Annotated in this window: 13 protein-coding genes and 2 CRISPR repeat arrays; of the genes, 5 read left to right on the top strand and 8 right to left on the bottom strand. The window is 64.3% G+C overall.

Annotation, left to right across the window (positions count from 1 at the left end):
• Window positions 1–7 precede the first annotated feature (7 nt).
• On the bottom strand, window positions 8–2,593 hold the full coding sequence (locus AACG61_RS18340; protein ID WP_411839805.1) for an RNA ligase: 2,586 nt from the start codon (window positions 2,591–2,593) through the stop codon (window positions 8–10).
• 261 nt (window positions 2,594–2,854) lie between these two features.
• Here AACG61_RS18340 and AACG61_RS18335 point away from each other — a divergent pair, with 261 nt between their 5' ends.
• Genes AACG61_RS18335 through AACG61_RS18320 form a run of 4 tightly spaced genes read left to right on the top strand, consistent with a single transcriptional unit; the run spans window position 2,855 to window position 4,449 of the window.
• Window positions 2,855–3,208 (top strand): hypothetical protein, encoded by a 354-nt coding sequence (locus AACG61_RS18335; RefSeq protein WP_411839804.1) that lies wholly within the window; start codon window positions 2,855–2,857, stop codon window positions 3,206–3,208.
• Entirely contained in the window at window positions 3,205–3,495 is a 291-nt protein-coding gene (locus AACG61_RS18330) for a helix-turn-helix transcriptional regulator (RefSeq protein WP_411839803.1), read from the top strand. The genes AACG61_RS18335 and AACG61_RS18330 overlap by 4 nt, the downstream gene beginning before the upstream one ends.
• Window positions 3,492–4,118: a hypothetical protein gene (locus AACG61_RS18325; RefSeq protein WP_411839802.1), complete on the top strand. Its 627-nt coding sequence runs from the start codon at window positions 3,492–3,494 to the stop codon at window positions 4,116–4,118. The genes AACG61_RS18330 and AACG61_RS18325 overlap by 4 nt, the downstream gene beginning before the upstream one ends.
• Before the next feature lie 58 nt (window positions 4,119–4,176).
• Window positions 4,177–4,449 (top strand): hypothetical protein, encoded by a 273-nt coding sequence (locus AACG61_RS18320; RefSeq protein ID WP_411839801.1) that lies wholly within the window; start codon window positions 4,177–4,179, stop codon window positions 4,447–4,449.
• A gap of 72 nt (window positions 4,450–4,521) precedes the next feature.
• Window positions 4,522–4,964: a CRISPR direct-repeat array (repeat unit 23 nt; unit sequence AAGCTGCCTGCCCGGCAGCGAAC).
• Window positions 4,965–5,097: 133 nt separating this feature from the next.
• On the opposite strand, the gene AACG61_RS18315 is transcribed toward AACG61_RS18320, so the two are convergent.
• Genes AACG61_RS18315 through AACG61_RS18290 form a run of 6 tightly spaced genes read right to left on the bottom strand, consistent with a single transcriptional unit; the run spans window position 5,098 to window position 13,328 of the window.
• Complete coding sequence (locus AACG61_RS18315) at window positions 5,098–8,424, bottom strand: HD domain-containing protein (protein ID WP_411839800.1); 3,327 nt, start codon at window positions 8,422–8,424, stop codon at window positions 5,098–5,100.
• Entirely contained in the window at window positions 8,417–9,433 is a 1,017-nt protein-coding gene (gene cas1f / locus AACG61_RS18310) for a type I-F CRISPR-associated endonuclease Cas1f (protein WP_411839799.1), read from the bottom strand. The genes AACG61_RS18315 and cas1f overlap by 8 nt, the downstream gene beginning before the upstream one ends.
• A complete protein-coding gene (locus tag AACG61_RS18305) occupies window positions 9,433–10,101 on the bottom strand; it encodes a type I-F CRISPR-associated endoribonuclease Cas6/Csy4 (RefSeq protein ID WP_411839798.1) in 669 nt (222 codons plus the stop codon). Before AACG61_RS18305 ends, cas1f begins: the two co-directional genes overlap by 1 nt.
• A 2-nt stretch (window positions 10,102–10,103) precedes the next feature.
• Entirely contained in the window at window positions 10,104–11,279 is a 1,176-nt protein-coding gene (gene csy3, locus AACG61_RS18300) for a type I-F CRISPR-associated protein Csy3 (protein ID WP_411839797.1), read from the bottom strand.
• Window positions 11,230–12,069 (bottom strand): hypothetical protein, encoded by an 840-nt coding sequence (locus AACG61_RS18295; RefSeq protein WP_411839796.1) that lies wholly within the window; start codon window positions 12,067–12,069, stop codon window positions 11,230–11,232. Before AACG61_RS18295 ends, csy3 begins: the two co-directional genes overlap by 50 nt.
• The gene (locus AACG61_RS18290) at window positions 12,069–13,328 is read right to left on the bottom strand and encodes a hypothetical protein (RefSeq protein WP_411839795.1); all 1,260 of its coding nucleotides are present in this window, start codon (window positions 13,326–13,328) and stop codon (window positions 12,069–12,071) included. The genes AACG61_RS18295 and AACG61_RS18290 overlap by 1 nt, the downstream gene beginning before the upstream one ends.
• 104 nt (window positions 13,329–13,432) lie before the next feature.
• Here AACG61_RS18290 and AACG61_RS18285 point away from each other — a divergent pair, with 104 nt between their 5' ends.
• Entirely contained in the window at window positions 13,433–14,182 is a 750-nt protein-coding gene (locus tag AACG61_RS18285; protein WP_411839794.1) for a WYL domain-containing protein, read from the top strand.
• Between the two features lie 88 nt (window positions 14,183–14,270).
• A CRISPR array of direct repeats spans window positions 14,271–15,021; the repeat unit is 28 nt; unit sequence CTGCTAAGCTGCCCATCCGGCAGCGAAC.
• Window positions 15,022–15,170: 149 nt separating this feature from the next.
• On the opposite strand, the gene AACG61_RS18280 is transcribed toward AACG61_RS18285, so the two are convergent.
• Window positions 15,171–15,311, bottom strand: coding sequence for a hypothetical protein (locus AACG61_RS18280; protein WP_411839793.1), 141 nt, complete (start codon window positions 15,309–15,311; stop codon window positions 15,171–15,173).
• Window positions 15,312–15,415: the final 104 nt, after the last annotated feature.

Here is a 15,415-nt window from a genome sequence, read left to right as displayed (position 1 = left end):
CATCCTTTCAGAATGAAGGGCCGTCGATGGGCTCCGCCTGCGCAATACGCTCCAGCAGTTCCGCATGGCGCTCATGCGCAGTCAGCAGCTCCGCCTTCTGCGGATCGTTCATCGCGGCCTCCACGAAGCGCCGCAGGCCCTCCTCGGTGATCCTGTCGCTGTCGAGGACCTCCCCGACCAGCGCATCGAAGCGCTCGGCGGTCTTGGACCGGGGCGGGACGGCCGGGGCCTCGTCGCGCAGCGCCTCCATGACGGAACGATCCCCCTCGAAGCTGTCGCGCAGCGTGATGATGTCGGACCGCAACGCGGTGACCGAGAGGGTGCTGGCCCAGCCGAGGAATTCGCCGAACTGCTCCGGCAGGTCCGCGAAACGCTCGAGAGACGGCTCCTTTCCGGCCTCGCGCGCCTTCGCGATGGCGTTGACCGCGGAGCGCATGTATTTCCAATTGCGGTAGAAATGCGCCTTGAGCTTGTAGTTGAACCCGGCCTGGTCCTCGAGCACCGCACCTTCCACATGCCGTCCCTCGAAACGCCACCTGGGATCATGCTCGACCCGATGGTTGAAGCTTGCCAGGGCCCGCTCGTTCGGCAGGGTGGCGATCACCTTCTTGACCTCGCAACCCACATAGGAGGCGATCTTCTCCAGGTCCTTGTAGGAGGCCTGTTCGAAATGCTCCGAGCGACGGATGCAGCCTAGAAGGACTGCCCGCGGCGCGTCCAGCTTGATGATGTGCGGATCCCGGACCGGCTCCTCGATCTCGAAGACGAGCGAGCAGGACTGGTCGCGGTTGAGACGCATGATGCGCTCAAGCGCGCCCTCGCCCAGGGTCTCGGAGAGAACCGTCTTCGCCATGTCGGCGAAGGTGCCATCGGTTCGCGACTTCGAAGCCACGATCAGCGCGTCGTGGCGCGGGCTGTAACCGGTGATGCAGAGAAAACCGTTGAGCTTCTCGTAGGCGATCACCGGGAACCGGAGGTTGGCAGCCAGCGCCTCGGCACTCGTCTCCGACCTCTCATTGTGGTTGAAGAACTTCGGATAGCTCCTTGCAACGATGGAGTTATCCTCACCGTCGATGAACAGGCCCCTCGCCATCGTGGTGTAGTCGTCCCAGGCCTGCTTGTAGAAGGCGTCGCGGGTGAAGTTCACCGACACAAGTCCCGCAAGGTTCTCCATCGGCTTGAGCATGACCATGCGGTGATCGGACAGGCTGGCCATCGTGGCATCGGACAGCGCGCCGGCCGGTTCGGACGACCAGGGCAGCTGCGGCGGGAAACGGCTTGCGGACATACGGCCCACCTCCATGTTGATCTGCATGTCCTCGACCATGGTGCGGTAGGTTTTCGGACGGATGTCGGTGGCCCGGAAGCCGGTGTCGTCGAGCTGGACGAAGCGCATGTGCCCGCCGAACTCGACCTGGCCTTCGAGGTTGAAGGAGAGCTCCGAGGCGAGCGTCGGCTTCATGCGTTCGTTGCGGTGGCCATGCAGCTGGTAGCGGCCGGTCCCGGCTTCGAAATGGCTCCACTCGGCATCGACATCCGTCTGGTAATGGCCGTTGCCACGGCGCATCTGGTGGGTCGAGATCAGGTCGAGACCTTCCGGCCAGCTGCCGAAGCCGGCATGCGAGCAGAGCACCTCCTTGCCGCGCCATTCGTATGCCAGGTAGTCCTGCGCGAAGCCGGCGATCTTGCGCATGTCGCGCCAGCCGATCCCGGCCTCACGGATCTGCGGCCAGCTGAGGCGTTGCCATTCGCTGTTCGGCAGGTCGATGTCGGCGCGGCCTGCGCGGGCCTGCAGCTCGACATAGTCCTCGTGGTTGCCGGCGATCAGAGCGACGTTCGGCCTGTTGAGCGCGTTCCGGATGAACCAGTCCGCGACCTGGTCATTCTCCTTGCCGCGATCGAAGAGATCGCCCAGAAAGACGTAGAATTTATTCGGATCGATGCCGTTTCGCAAAGGGGACCGTTCATCCATGATGGGCGAGAAGGTGCCCTGAAGATCGCCGATATGGACGACCTCCTCATAGGCGGAGAGGTCGCGCCGGCAGCGCGGGTCGGTCAGGAACCCGGGGATGGCCGCAAGCGCCTGATCCCACCCCGCCTGGTCCGTGGCCCGGATCATGCGGAGGTTCTCATTCTCGGCCATGACCGGCGGGATGGGGGCGCGCGCGGCCATGCTCTTCATGCTGTCGACGGATCGCTCCGGCACCCGCTCGCGCTCATCGCGAGCCAGGTTGCGCGCGCGGCGCAGATCGTCGTCGAAACCGTAGAGGTCGATCAGCAGGCCCTTGTATCCGGCCGCGTCGAACATCTTCCAGAGGTCGTAGAGCTCCGCGCCATTGGCCAGCGTGCCGTCGATGGCGACCACCTCGCCACCCGAGATGCGGCGCCCGATGCTGTCCGAGAAGATCTTCCAGACCAGCGGGCCGTTTTCGTGACTGGGCGTCATGAGACCGTTCTGCCCCAGGACGTCGCCTGCGACCACGTTGCGGATCTTGTCCAGGGAGACGTTGTGGCCGTCGAGGCCGGCCCGGCGAACGAGCGTGGTCTTGCCGGCCCCCTGGGGGCCGCGGATCAGGATAACCTTCTTGGACATGCTGTCTGCCTTCAATCGATGTCCGGTTTTCGCATATACGGCGGAAAGACTGAAGCGCATAAATCAGCTTCCCACAGTCGATGATCGGCGGACCCCGCAGGGGAAGCGGCGTGTGCGCCCTCCCGGTGTGTCCATCAGGCTGGAACCGACGAGCCGGCGGGCGCAATGCTTGCCTGGCATGGCGGCTCACTAGAAAAGTGCCATCCCAGTGGCACCTGATGGGCCTTGATCGGCCCATAGAGTGCCCATATAAAGGCACATATGAAATTCAAGGCAACTATCCAGTTCCGCACGGATGGCCAGCGGCGGGATGCGGCCGAGATCGGATTCCGCGAGCCTGAACAGGGCATTCGCGGGGGCGTCTGGCTGTCCTATGACGACGACTACTACTTCGATCTGGACATTATCGAGCAGCCGGACAGATCCGTGCGGGACCGTCGCGCCATGTCCGTGCGTCACCCGGTCGATCTGGAGTATCGCAGGCTGGACCGCTGGCCCGGCGAGCTCGCGCTCGATCTGGGCGTGCCGAAGGCCGTCGTGGCGCGGGCCTTCGACAAGGGCCGGACGCTTCGCGCCATCCCCGCGATGACGGAGGTCGACCCATGCCCAGAATGACCCCGCTGAGCCGCGACGAAAAGCAGGCACGCCGCGAAGATGTCCGCAATCGGGCCGCGGCCGGGGAGCTGCGCTTTCCGGAGGCCATCCGCGACATCCGCCATTCCCTCGGCATGACCCAGATCGACTTCGCGTCCAGATTCGGCCTGACGCGGCGCCAGCTCATCGATCTGGAGAAGGGCAAGGCCAACCCGACCCTGGAGACGTTGGAAAAGATCGGTCGGGTCTTCGGCTTCACGGTCGGCTTCGTCATGAAATCCTCCACCGGCCAGGAGCCGGACGCATGATCCGATCTGCCGCGGACATCTATCCGGACTATCGCGCAGGCAAGGACCGGCTCCGCCGCATGGCGCAGGATGCCATCGCGGACGGGGAGCGCATCCGGGCCGGCACGCATGACGGGCTGACCATGGACCATGCGCTGTCCTTCTTCTTCTTCCATCCTTGCATCATGGGGCGGAACCTCGACAGCCTGATCCTCACCGCGCAGGACGACCGGGTGAGCCCGGTCATGGCGATCGTCGGCATGCCCTACTCGCCGCCGCTCATCTTCGGGCCCGCCTGCCCGAGCGTCGCCTCCGCAACCGAGGCGGCGCACAACATGATGTCGCTCGCCTATGCCATGGTGCTGAAGAACCGCGTCGAGTTGGACATGGTCCCCATGTCGCGCATCCGGTTCCGCTCCGGCGCCTGGCTTGAGCTGCCCGATGCGACGGTGGAGCAGATGTCGCGCGGCTTCCCGCAGCTGCCTCTCGCGGATGCGGCGCGCAAGGTCGACAAGGTTCGGGCGCGGGTCCGGGAGGCCACCGGTCAGGACACCGGCCGCATCGACGAGACCCACCCGCATTGGAGGGAGCTGCGCACGATCGCGGCCTTCGCGATGGTCTACAATATCGGGCCGATCATCTAGCCCTCCGATTTTTCACAAAGCCATGCGATGCTTGGAAGAATCTCAGAGGAGCAGCAGAATGGATCCCAATTTCAACAGCGATCCCGGCGCATCCGCCGCGGTCAGCGCCCTCTGGGGCGGGATTAGGGCGAACCCGGACCTGCTGAATGCGATCGCCGGCGCGGGCGGCGCGGTGCTCTCGGCCTCGGCGCTCTACGCGGCGCCCACCGCCACGGGCATGGGCCTGATCGACTTCGGGATTGCCCAGATCCCGGACTTTGCCTTCCTGAAGGACATGTCGGTCCTCGCGGCCCCGGAAGCGGATGACGACGGGTTCAGCCTGGACTTCTGAGTTTGAGGGCGCGCGCGCCGAACCTGGTCGGGAATGAGCGTCGGCGCGTCCCGCACCACCAAGCTTTACTGTTCGCTGCCTGCCCGGCAGCGAACGAGCGAAGAGCTCCTGGACAGCTGGCGGGGCCCTGCGAAGCTGCCTGCCCGGCAGCGAACAGACTTGTTGGCCGTCGCCGTCGGGGCGACGTCTGCGAAGCTGCCTGCCCGGCAGCGAACTGAAGGCAATAGGGCCTACAGCGGTCATCACTCTGCGAAGCTGCCTGCCCGGCAGCGAACGCAATGATAGTCGGCAGATCGAACTCAGTCACCCGCAAAGCTGCCTGCCCGGCAGCGAACTCGTCCTACTACGTCCGCGCCGCGTGATGCCTCCGCAAAGCTGCCTGCCCGGCAGCGAACTCCTGCTATGCCTCTGGCTTACTGAAGCCGTGCCGCAAAACTGCCTGCCCGGCAGCGAACACGCATGCCGCGATGCGGCGCATCAGCTCGACCCGCAAAGCTGCCTGCCCGGCAGCGAACCCTTCAAATGTAGCAGAATTCACCTAACAAACAAGCACTTGCAACGTCCTGTCACCATCGATCATCTGAAATTCCGGTTCAGGCAACATGCTGATAATGTTCGGTTTTCAAAAAGCCGCAGATAAGATGGTCCTCACGTTGACCCGAAATACCCGATGGCCTTTCGTGGAAAAAGACCCAGATGGTCCGAATAGAGGAGATCATGCGCGGTCGTCGCATCCGCGACCGGCATCGAGATTGCAAGCAGATCCGTCCCTGATCTGCGGCTGACGATCACCTCGGAGCCGCCATGCAAGGCGAGCCAGGCGCGTCGGGCCGGATCGGCATAGAGGGCGTCCGGAACATCCGGCGCCGGGGATACGTCCCGGGCCAATTCCGGATGGAACTCGCGACCGCCGGGATCCCGGTCGCAGTAGGACTGGAGACCATCCTCAAGATCACCTTCCTGCCAGTAGAGAAGCTCGAACATGCTGTTGCGGCGGAACTTCCGCATCCGGCTCTGGCGGATGGCGTGGCGGCGCAGCGGTTGCCCGATCCAGTCTCCGAGCCGGCACGGCTCCGCATCGAGATGACGCCGGACATTCGCGGCTTCGGCCTGGGCCAGCGCCGGGCCCTGATCCTGGCTGATCAGCGCCGCGCTGAGCGTCTGCCCGCATTCAAGGCCCAGGAGCTCCCGTGTGGAGCGCCCCGAAATGCCGTATGTCCTTGCCGAGATGCGATCGAGGCCGGTCTGTGCGGCGGGCGTGGTTTCGACGCCCGGCATTTCCAGTCGCCCGCTACCGTCCATGGTGACCAACGGACGCGCCAGGAGTGCCACGTTCGGTGCGGACGGGGTGATGCGGCGATGGCGCAGCACCCGCCCCGCGGCCTGGACGACCGACCTTGCCGAGGCGTAGTCGAGGATGGCGTAGTCGAAGTCCAGGTCATTGCCGGTCTCGATCACCGGCGAACAGATCAGGACGATCTCGATATCTTGCACACCGCTGCTTCGGGCCTGCTCGAAAAGCCTCTCCTCGCCGCAGAGCCGCGCCAGGCCCGCGTCGGGCGTGTCTCCCTTCCTAGTCAGCGCGGCACGCAGCTGCGCCTCGATCCAGGAGCGGCCGAGGCGCGTGAAGCGCGAATGCAGCACGATCAGCCTGCGCAGCCGGTCTGCGCCGACCTGCGGGAGCGCGACGGCAAGACCCGCGACATGATTGATGCGGGTGATGCCTACGAAACCGAAGGACACCCGAAACCCATCGATCCGGGCATGATGGCGGTCATGCATCCGCGAGATCGTCCGGGACACCGCCTCAGGAATTGCGGAAGGCGCCGCATCCGGGAGGATCTCGACGATCCTGCGCGGCGCGGCTGCCTCGAGCGCCTCGAGGGTCAGTGCGCGGACCTGATCGAAGGACGTCGCGAAGGATGACGGCTCCGAGCCTCCCGAGATCGCCCCCGGGGCATCCGAGACGCAAAGCACATGCACCCGGTCCTGCCGATCGAAGCAGGACGCATGTGCCGACCAGCCGGCGCGATAGGCGTCATGGAGGGCCATGGCCAGGTCGCGGGTCAGCGTCGCGGACATGATGATCAGCCGGCGTCCGGCCGCGCCGGTAAGATAGGCCAGCCTGGCCACGACCGACACGTCCTCCGCGCCGTATTGATCGATCTCGTCCAGGATGAGATCGGAGGTGAGCACGCGGACCGATGCCGGGAGATGCCGGGAACGCTCCGGCGAGGCGGCCGCGATGATGTGATCGACAGTCGCGCAGATGATCGGGCTCGCGGCCAGCGCCCGAAGCTTCTCGCCGTTCCTTCCATCCGCGTCGGCCATCAGGCCGATGAAGGCGGGCGGCTGGATTGTGGGATCGAAGGTCAGGCCCCGAAGCCAGTCCGTCTCCGCATCGGAGCCGAATTCCGGCACGCGCGGCCGGACCCGCTCGATCTCCTGCGCGGCGAGGGATGCGATCATGTCCGCCGAGCCGAGACGCTCTGCATCATCATCGCGATCGGGAAAATGGATAGGGGCCTGACCGGTCATGATGCGGACCGAATTTCGGAAGAATCCGAGATCCTCGACATATTCCTCGCCGGACTGGTGCGCCAGCGTGCGCAGCCCGAGGCCCAGCGTGAACCGAACGCCGCGCCGGCCTTGATCGGGATCCGCTAGGGTTACTGCGGCCAGGATGCCCGGCGCGCCACGCGTCTTTCCGGTCCCGGTTCCTGCCAGCAGGCAGCCGAAGAACCCGCCCTCCCCTGATGCGGCCAGTTCCGCGGCCCGGGCCGCGGCCAGGCCCTGCCAAGCGAACGGTCCGGTCATGTCCAGGTTCAGGATGGCGGTCGGCATGTCGGCCTTTGCGATCGATGGGTAGGATGTCGCCGAGGTGACCAGCGCATCGAAGGCACCCCGAACCGCATGGGTCACCCTCGAAGTGTGCCTTGCGAGGCCGTCGGCCGCGACCGGGCGATCACCCGCCTTCCAATCGGGACGGCGCATCGTGTTGGCGAGATGACCCGAGCCATCACCCTGCTTCTTCTGTGAGGAGCCGAGATGGTCCGCCAGCATCAGCGCGGTGCGCGCATGCGTGTCGAGAAGCGGCAGACATCGCGCGGCATCACGGATCAGGGCCGCTTCCGCGCAGAGGCGCTTCAGCCATTCATCTGTCCAGAAGGGCGCGCCCTCCGCCACCAGCAGCATGTCCCGATCGAATTCGGCATGGATGTTGCAATGCGTCGACGAGACCGGCCGGGTCGAGCATAGATTGAGCATCGGCAGGCGGTGATGGCCGAGGATCAGGATGCCCACACCAAAGGCGGTCGGGGGGCCGGTCAGAAAGTCGAAATGGATTTCGGCCTCGTTGCCCTGCGCCTTGGCGCGCAGAAAGATCCCGGCGCCGAGATCCGCCGCACCGAGCATCGCGCGATCGATATCCGCGGCGCTGACCCTCTGCAAGAAATCGAGGAGCTCCGTCTCGCTCCGCCCCCTCGTAAGCTCGTCCCAGGCGAGCGCGGAGATTAGTTCGTGGCGCAGCGCATCCGCGCTTGTGTCCTTGCCCAGGATCGCGTCCCGCAGCTTGGACTGGAACAGCCGGGTGGCCTTGCCGATATCGTGAAACATCGCCGCGATACGGGTGATGGCGCGCAGGTTGGCCGCGGGACCGCGCGACATGGCCTGGCTACGCCTCGCGGCGGCCTTGCTGGTGGCAATCGGTGCCAGCCCGTCCTGACCGAATTTCGATGCCGCGCCGACCCGGAAGAGCAGCCGCTCATCGCGCGAGGCCTGAAATCCATGGATCGCAACCGCGGTGCTGCGTGTGGCGTGTCGTTTCAGGTCCTTTGCGATCCTTTCGAGACAGGCATTCGAGGCCCGACCGCGCCATGTCCGATCGCCGACCCGAAACAGATAACGGTCGAGAGCCCGCTCTACCCGCTTCCTCGACTTTCCGGAAGAACGGCAGACCGCGATGACCTCACGCATCCGGCTTTTTTCCGGTGTTCAAGAGCAGCCCGGCAGGATCGTCCGGCAGGACACGATCCATGAAAGAGATCATCAATGAAAGGACCTTCTGCTTCTCCATCTGCCGCATGACCGCCGCCCTGAAGACGGACTCGGAATCCCCCTTGATACGCCCCGAGGCAACGGCGAAGGCCAAGGGCAGCACGATCGCCTCCTTGATCACATCGGCCAGATCGAACACCAGGCCTCCCGATCGGGTCTTTCCATGAAGCACGCTCATGTGCGGCGGAATGCCGAGCGCCCACAGCGCCGCTGCCGCGAAGCCGTAGGCCAGGTAGTTGCCATGATCGATCAGGTCGTTGGCCACCATGACAGGATCCGCGACCTGCCCGTAGGGCGATTCGCTGCGGTCACCTCCGTCCTGCCGTCTGACGAAGTCGGTGCCCATCCGGGATGCGCCCGCAAAGGCGGCGAAGAGCGCCTTTGCATACTGCCCCTCGTGGCCGAGAAGGCTCATGATGTCCCTGGCGGCATCGATCGTTGGACGAAATCTCGAGCAGGCTCGTCGGAACCCGTCGATCCTGTCCGTCTTGAGGTGGTCCTCGATGGCGTCGAACCCGACCTTCTCCATGAACCGAACCCGCTCGCGCATCATCTCCTTCGCGATGCGCAGGCCCTGTTCCGGATCGATATATGCGGTTAGCATGCGGCGAAAATGGGTGGTGCCGCCGTAATTGGTGAGCGCCCCGTAATGAAGGGGCGAACCGCCCGTGCCCACGAATGCAACCAGCACCCCCTCCTCGGCCAGGAGCCGCGAGGCCTCCTGTGTGACCGAGGTGCCCTGGCCTAGAAACAGGATGGCGACGTTGGCGTGAGGAATGGCGTAGCTCTTCTGAAGATCCGCCTCGCGTGTCTGGTAGATGACGCGCCCATGATCGGCATGGACGCGGGCGCGCTCGAGCCAGATCGCCTGCTCCCGCTGGGTCACCAGCAGGCGCGGGGCGGAGATCTTCGCGTGCCCCTTCGACATCAGGCCGCGCCTTCGATCCAGGGAAGGACTGCGGGTGCGGTCATGGTCGACAGCCCATAGCTGTTCACCAGGATCGTCTCTCCGGTCCATGGCCGGCTTTCCGAGATCAGATCGATGCGCAGACCCGGGCGCAACATCACGTAACCAGTGATGCGCGGGGGCTTGGCGGGCTTATCGGACGGTCCGAACCGTCCCTTCGTTTCCGCGATATGCGCGGCACGCCTTGCGTCACGGCGCGCGCGGCGTGCGGCCAGACCGCTGTCGGGGATATGCTTCACCCGTGCCTGGGTGCGCATCAGCACCATGCCGGAGCCGGCCGGATCCGTGTCCTGCTCCCGGATGCGACCGCGGAACATGCCACGCCGACTGAGAGCGGCCAGGTTCCGGTCATCGAGGACAGCTTGAAGCAGCTCCTCTGTGCCAAAGAGGACGAAGCGGTTGCCCATGGCCTCGATGCCGCGACCTTCGGCTGCGTCAGGCATGCAGATGGCCACATAGCCGGACGCGCCGGAATGGCGGTTGACCCGGTGCAGCGCCGCGAAAACCTCGCGATGCAGATCCGGGAATGCGCCGAGCTCGGTGGTTGCCGAGGAGGCGTTGATGATCAGGCGGTGGCTGGGGGTGCAAACCCCCAGGCCGCCAGCCAGCTCTTTGGTGACCTGGTCCATGATCAGCCTTTCTTCTTCGCTGCTGCCTTCTGCTCGGCGTCGGCAAGTTTCTTGGCCTTCTTCTCCGCGTCGACACGGCCGAAGACGCCGCCGCGAACCAGGTTCGCGAAGAAGAAATGCGTCTCGCCGCGCATGGCCTCGGCGGGGTTGTCGAGATCCTCGGAAAGGGCCTCGTAGCCATCCATCACCTGATAGAAGTCGGGCCCGGTGCCGGTCTTGGGCCTGCGCAGGACCTCCCCGGTCTCCTGGACGCCACCGTAGGGATTGACCGCGATGGCCCCGTATTCTCCGCTGTTGTGCCACTCGTCGATGTGGCGGATGGCGGCGTTGATCTTCTGGGAATGGATCGAGGCCTGGCGCTGCTGGGTGTCACCGTCAAAGAACGGCAAGGTGGCATAAATCCGGCTGCGATCCTTGTAGCTGGGCTTCTCCGCCAGCTCCTTGCGGAGATACTCCTGCGACGGGAAGACCTCCGATCCGGCATGCATCCGCGCGATCCAACGGACCGAGAAATCGAACGGCTCACCCTCGGCCAGCCCCGCGCCGAAACCCGCAATGAAAGCATCCAGATCCATCGAAGAGCTCTCGCCGATCAGTGCGCCGGCCAGGCCGGCGCGGCCAGGATACGCGTCGAGGTCCAGGTCGAGCGCGTATGCCGTGAGCTTCCGGTCCTTGAACCGGATCTCGACGATGGCCTCGTCGGACTGCATGCGGTTGCGCCACGCGAAGCGCCCGTTCAGGATGTTCCAGACATAGCGCTCGGCCAGGTGCTCGAAGCCGCCACGCTCTGCATAGGCACGGGCCAGCCCGGCAAAGGCCGTCGCAGCCTCGGAGCTGTCGCTTGCATGGGGCTTCAGGGCCGAACCCATGATGCGGGCATTGAAGCTGATCACCAGCGCATCGCAGCCGGACGGGATCACGGCCATGTCGACGGACTGGGGATTGCTGCCGCCCGGGTTCTTGGCGAGATCCTCGGAGCTCTGACCGCGCACGCCCTTGTCCTGGACGATGACCGGGACCAGGCGATCCTTGTCGGCCATGCGGGCCCAGAGCAGCGCCTCCCCGATCTGGATCGAACGGGCAAAGGCCAGCATGCCGGTGACGAGTTTGTTGGTGGACATAATCTGATCAAGCCTCTGCTTGTTGGGAGGGGAGATAGACGGAATGGGCAACGACATGTCGCCCGCTGATCGACCACGACCACATGCGTTCCGAGAAGGCATCCTCATCGAGATCGGCGAGTGCGGTGTTGCGAACGGAGACAAGTTCGGCCACGCCTGTTCCGGGCTCCGCGAAGACATGCGGCACGCCGGGGTCGCGCACATAAGTCGGGTTGGGGTTCTGTCCCGGGAGGGTCAGCAGCCTGTAGCCGATGGCGGCAGGAACACGCATTCCGGGCGTCGGATTGTCTTCCGTCGAGCGCTGTGCAAGCGCATCCTGGACCTGTTCGAACTCATGCGTCTCCGTCCAGCAGGTCAGGTGGCGCAGATCGTCGCGGATACCCGGAATGACCGCCCTGCCCCGCGGAGACATGCGCAGGCCAGCTCCGCCCTCCGGGACGCTGCGAATATCGAAGGTATCCTTTCCGTTTTTCGCAAAGATAATGCCCCCGGCGAGGCGCGCCTTCTTCAGGGCATTTTGAAGCATCGCGATATCGACCAGTCCGGGCAGGTCCAGCAGGAAGCCGAATTCGACATGACCGCGCATGCTCTCGGGGATTTCCACCGGCGCGAAGCCCTTGGCCGACTTGTCCGTCTGAAACTGGTATTCCGGGCGGATGCGGCCTTCCGAAGGTGTGACAGAATAGAGGATCGGCATGACGCGAGCCTCGAAATGCCCGAAGCCCACTTTTCCGGCGATGAAGCCGGCAAGCCCCATGAAGGCCAGCGGTGAGGGCATTCCGGCCGCGAAATCATTCTGCAGCAGATTGACGCGCGATGCGGTCAGGTTCGAGAAGAGATAGCGCATCAGCTTGCAGCTCCGTTCATGGTCCGCATGAAGACGAGCCCATTGAGAGCACGGCGCACCGCTTCGCGTGCCGCGTTCCGCTCATCGGGATTCCTGCCCCTGGCGCCGCGCCATGACGCGAGCAACAGCTGCCGCATGTCGGTTCTGGTCGCGGAGAATTCCGGGTTGAGCTCGACGGCACGCTGGTTGACGTCGTCGATCCATTCCTTGGCGATGCCCAGGATGCTCTCGGCCAGGCCGCGGAAGCGCTTTTCCGTGTCTGCGGTGTAGCGGACGCCATCCGTCCCGTCGGAATGTTTCTCGCGACGTGCGTGGAAGGCCTGGAGTGTGTCGAGAAGATCGGTGATCTCCTCGCCGGGAATGGCCGGCACCCGCCCGCCCCGGGCGTAACGCCAAACCGCCGCTTCGAAACTGCGCATCGCGTTCGGGACGATGGCCCGGAATCGCGATCTGTCGCCCCCGATCGCGACGGAGATGTTCTGCATCTTCGAGGAGATCTCCTGGTTCGTCAGGGGGGACTTGTGGCTTTCCCCCTTCTTCAGCACGGCCGACTTGAAGTTCCCCATGGCTTCGAGCGGGCTCAGTGGAGTAACCTGCATCTCACCGCCCTGTCCGTCAGGCAGGTAGACGATCGGAAGGTTCTCGAAATGGAGCTCGGACACCCCGGTCTTTGCGCAGCGGGTGCCTTCGATGATCGCATCCAGGCTCTCCTGCGAGAACGCGGCGGCGAATGAGGCCAGGAACTGCTCGCTCAGCTCGTTGGGCGTGGTGATGTGGTCGATGAGGCTGTTGCTGCCGTCATGTCCGAGAACGGCGATGGGTTGATAAGCGATTTTCGCATACATGCCCCAGCCCGCATTCATCGACGGGAACTTCCGTCGCGGCCGGTTCGTGTTCGTGACGGTCGGAAAGTCGAGGACGTGGTCCCGGGCATTCTTGGAATGAATCTTGAGGATGTGCGTTCCGCTGAAGCGGGTCACCGCACCGAAGGCCTCGCTGTTGTCGGCAAAGGCCTTGGGGCTCGTCTCGGGCGCGCCTTCCCCGGCCCCGGCCTCGACAACGCCTGCCTCCGCCTGGTCCGATGCCTCCGATTTCTTTGCGGTTGCGGGCTTCGCCAGTGCTTCGCGGATACGCCCATAGAGCCCTGCGATATCGGCCACACCGATGGGCGCGCCGGGGTCCGTATAGTTCAGCGTGAAACCGGGGGCGCCCGGAGGCGCGGGCTCGGCCGAGGCCTTGCCCTTCGGGGTTTTCTGCATGTGCAATCTCCGTCTCTTGATCCAATCATATTTTCGCATTTTCAGAATGGCAATCACCTGCTATATGAAAATTCACAAATTGAAGATTTTTTACCGAGGATCCCATGAAGAAGGAATTGCGATACGCCTGGATCGAGTCCTGCTATCGGCATCTCGGGCACCTGCCCAAGAAGGCGCTGCTCGACATGTTTGGGACGAGCGAGGCCAGCATGTCCGCCGACATCCGTCGGGTGGCGGAGGGCATCAACGAGGCCGGCGGCCGTGTCGAGATCCACGCGGGGAGGTTCGTCGGGGATCTGCCGAGCAACACGGTGTTTCCGGGCGCCGCTTTCCAGGACCTGATCCGGTCCGGCCTGTTCGGCTTCTACCGATCCGTGGACGTGGAGCTCCGTCTCGAGCCGGATCCGGTGCTCCTGGGAAAGGTGGCATCCGCGATCGCCCGGCGCCAGGTCATCGAGGCGGCCTATTGCGCGGGCAGCGGCCGGGCGGTCCGCCGCCTTTCGCCGCACAGCATCATCGAGGTCCTGGGCCGGATGCATTTCAGGGCCTATGATCACGGGAAGAACGCCTACAGTGATTTCGTCTTCACGAGGCTCGAGGGCCCGATCCGCGATGTCGACATCAGCTATGTCGGTCCGGAGATGGATGAGGCGGATGCGCAGCGGGATGCCGTCACCCTCGTTGCGAATGCCTATTACAGCGGCGAGGATCGGGCCGCGATCATTCGTGAATACGGGCTGGACCCGTCAGGCCAGAAACGTCATCGGATCCGACGGAGCGATGTCTTCTATGTCAGGCGGAAGTTCGAGGGGCCGACCACCGATTTCCAGCCGCGGATCATGATCGAGGAATGAACGCCCGGAGCGTCGGGTGCGCGGGACGTTGAGGAACCGCCTGTCCGGCAGCGAACATTCCTGATCACCGCGATGCTGGTGCTGCTGTCTGCGAAGCTGCCAATCCGGCAGCGAACTTGCCTGCCCTAGCCGCTGCCGGGGCCTGCTTCTGCTAAGCTGCCCATCCGGCAGCGAACGATTCTTTGAAAAAAGGGAAGTGGGGAGGAAGCTGCTAAGCTGCCCATCCGGCAGCGAACTTCGGAGCCGCTCAGGCCCATCTCAGACATCACAGCTAAGCTGCCCATCCGGCAGCGAACGAGAGCGGTGAGGAGCTCGGGAGGCGCCTCAACTGCTAAGCTGCCCATCCGGCAGCGAACTCTCTCGTGCCGATGCCCGCATCGATATGATCCTGCTAAGCTGCCCATCCGGCAGCGAACGACTGCAGAATTTTCAGGAGTGCGAGCATCTCCTGCTAAGCTGCCCATCCGGCAGCGAACGATGGCCAGAGCGTGGGCGAGCTTGTCGCCCTCTGCTAAGCTGCCCATCCGGCAGCGAACGGGCGTGAGCCGCGGCGTGAGGTGGATGCAGCACTGCTAAGCTGCCCATCCGGCCGCGAACTCGATCCATTGAAGCGGCCCAGATGGCTCTCCAGCTGCTAAGCTGCCCATCCGGCAGCGAACCCGTCTGCGACGTAGCCGCCATCTTCCGAGCGCTGCTAAGCTGCCCATCCGGCAGCGAACCGCGGTGACGATCTGCCGGCCGGCATCGACTTCTGCTAAGCTGCCCATCCGGCAGCGAACGACGGCGCCCACTGACGCCCAGGACCACCGAACTGCTAAGCTGCCCATCCGGCAGCGAACCCTTCAACAATGATCCCAAGTTCCCGAAAAATCAACCCCATACCTTCAAAGCGACGTCCTACCCATATCAAATGGATCAATCTCCAAAATATTGAAATTGAACGGTATTTTCGGTCCCCCTCAAAATAAGGTCTGAAACACCCTCTCGCTCACAGCCCGCTCAAGGCCGGTATCCCTCCCTGAACCACGGCCGGCTGCGGGATTGCGCCATAGGCCCCGACGGGCTTCTGCAGCTCCGGCGGCATGTAGACCTGCACGAAGTTCGCCGTTCCCGTGATGTCCTGGCCCATCCCAGACATCGTGTTGCAGGCTGAGAGCCCCATCATTGCCAGAATGAGCGGGACGGCCAGGATGCGGTGCAAGGGCATGGGGGCTTAGATCCAAGGAAACTGAG

The sequence above is a fragment of the Paracoccus sp. ME4 genome (assembly GCF_046736325.1).
In the GTDB taxonomy this organism is placed as follows: Bacteria; Pseudomonadota; Alphaproteobacteria; order Rhodobacterales; family Rhodobacteraceae; genus Paracoccus.
This window is presented reverse-complemented; position numbering and strand designations above follow the sequence as displayed.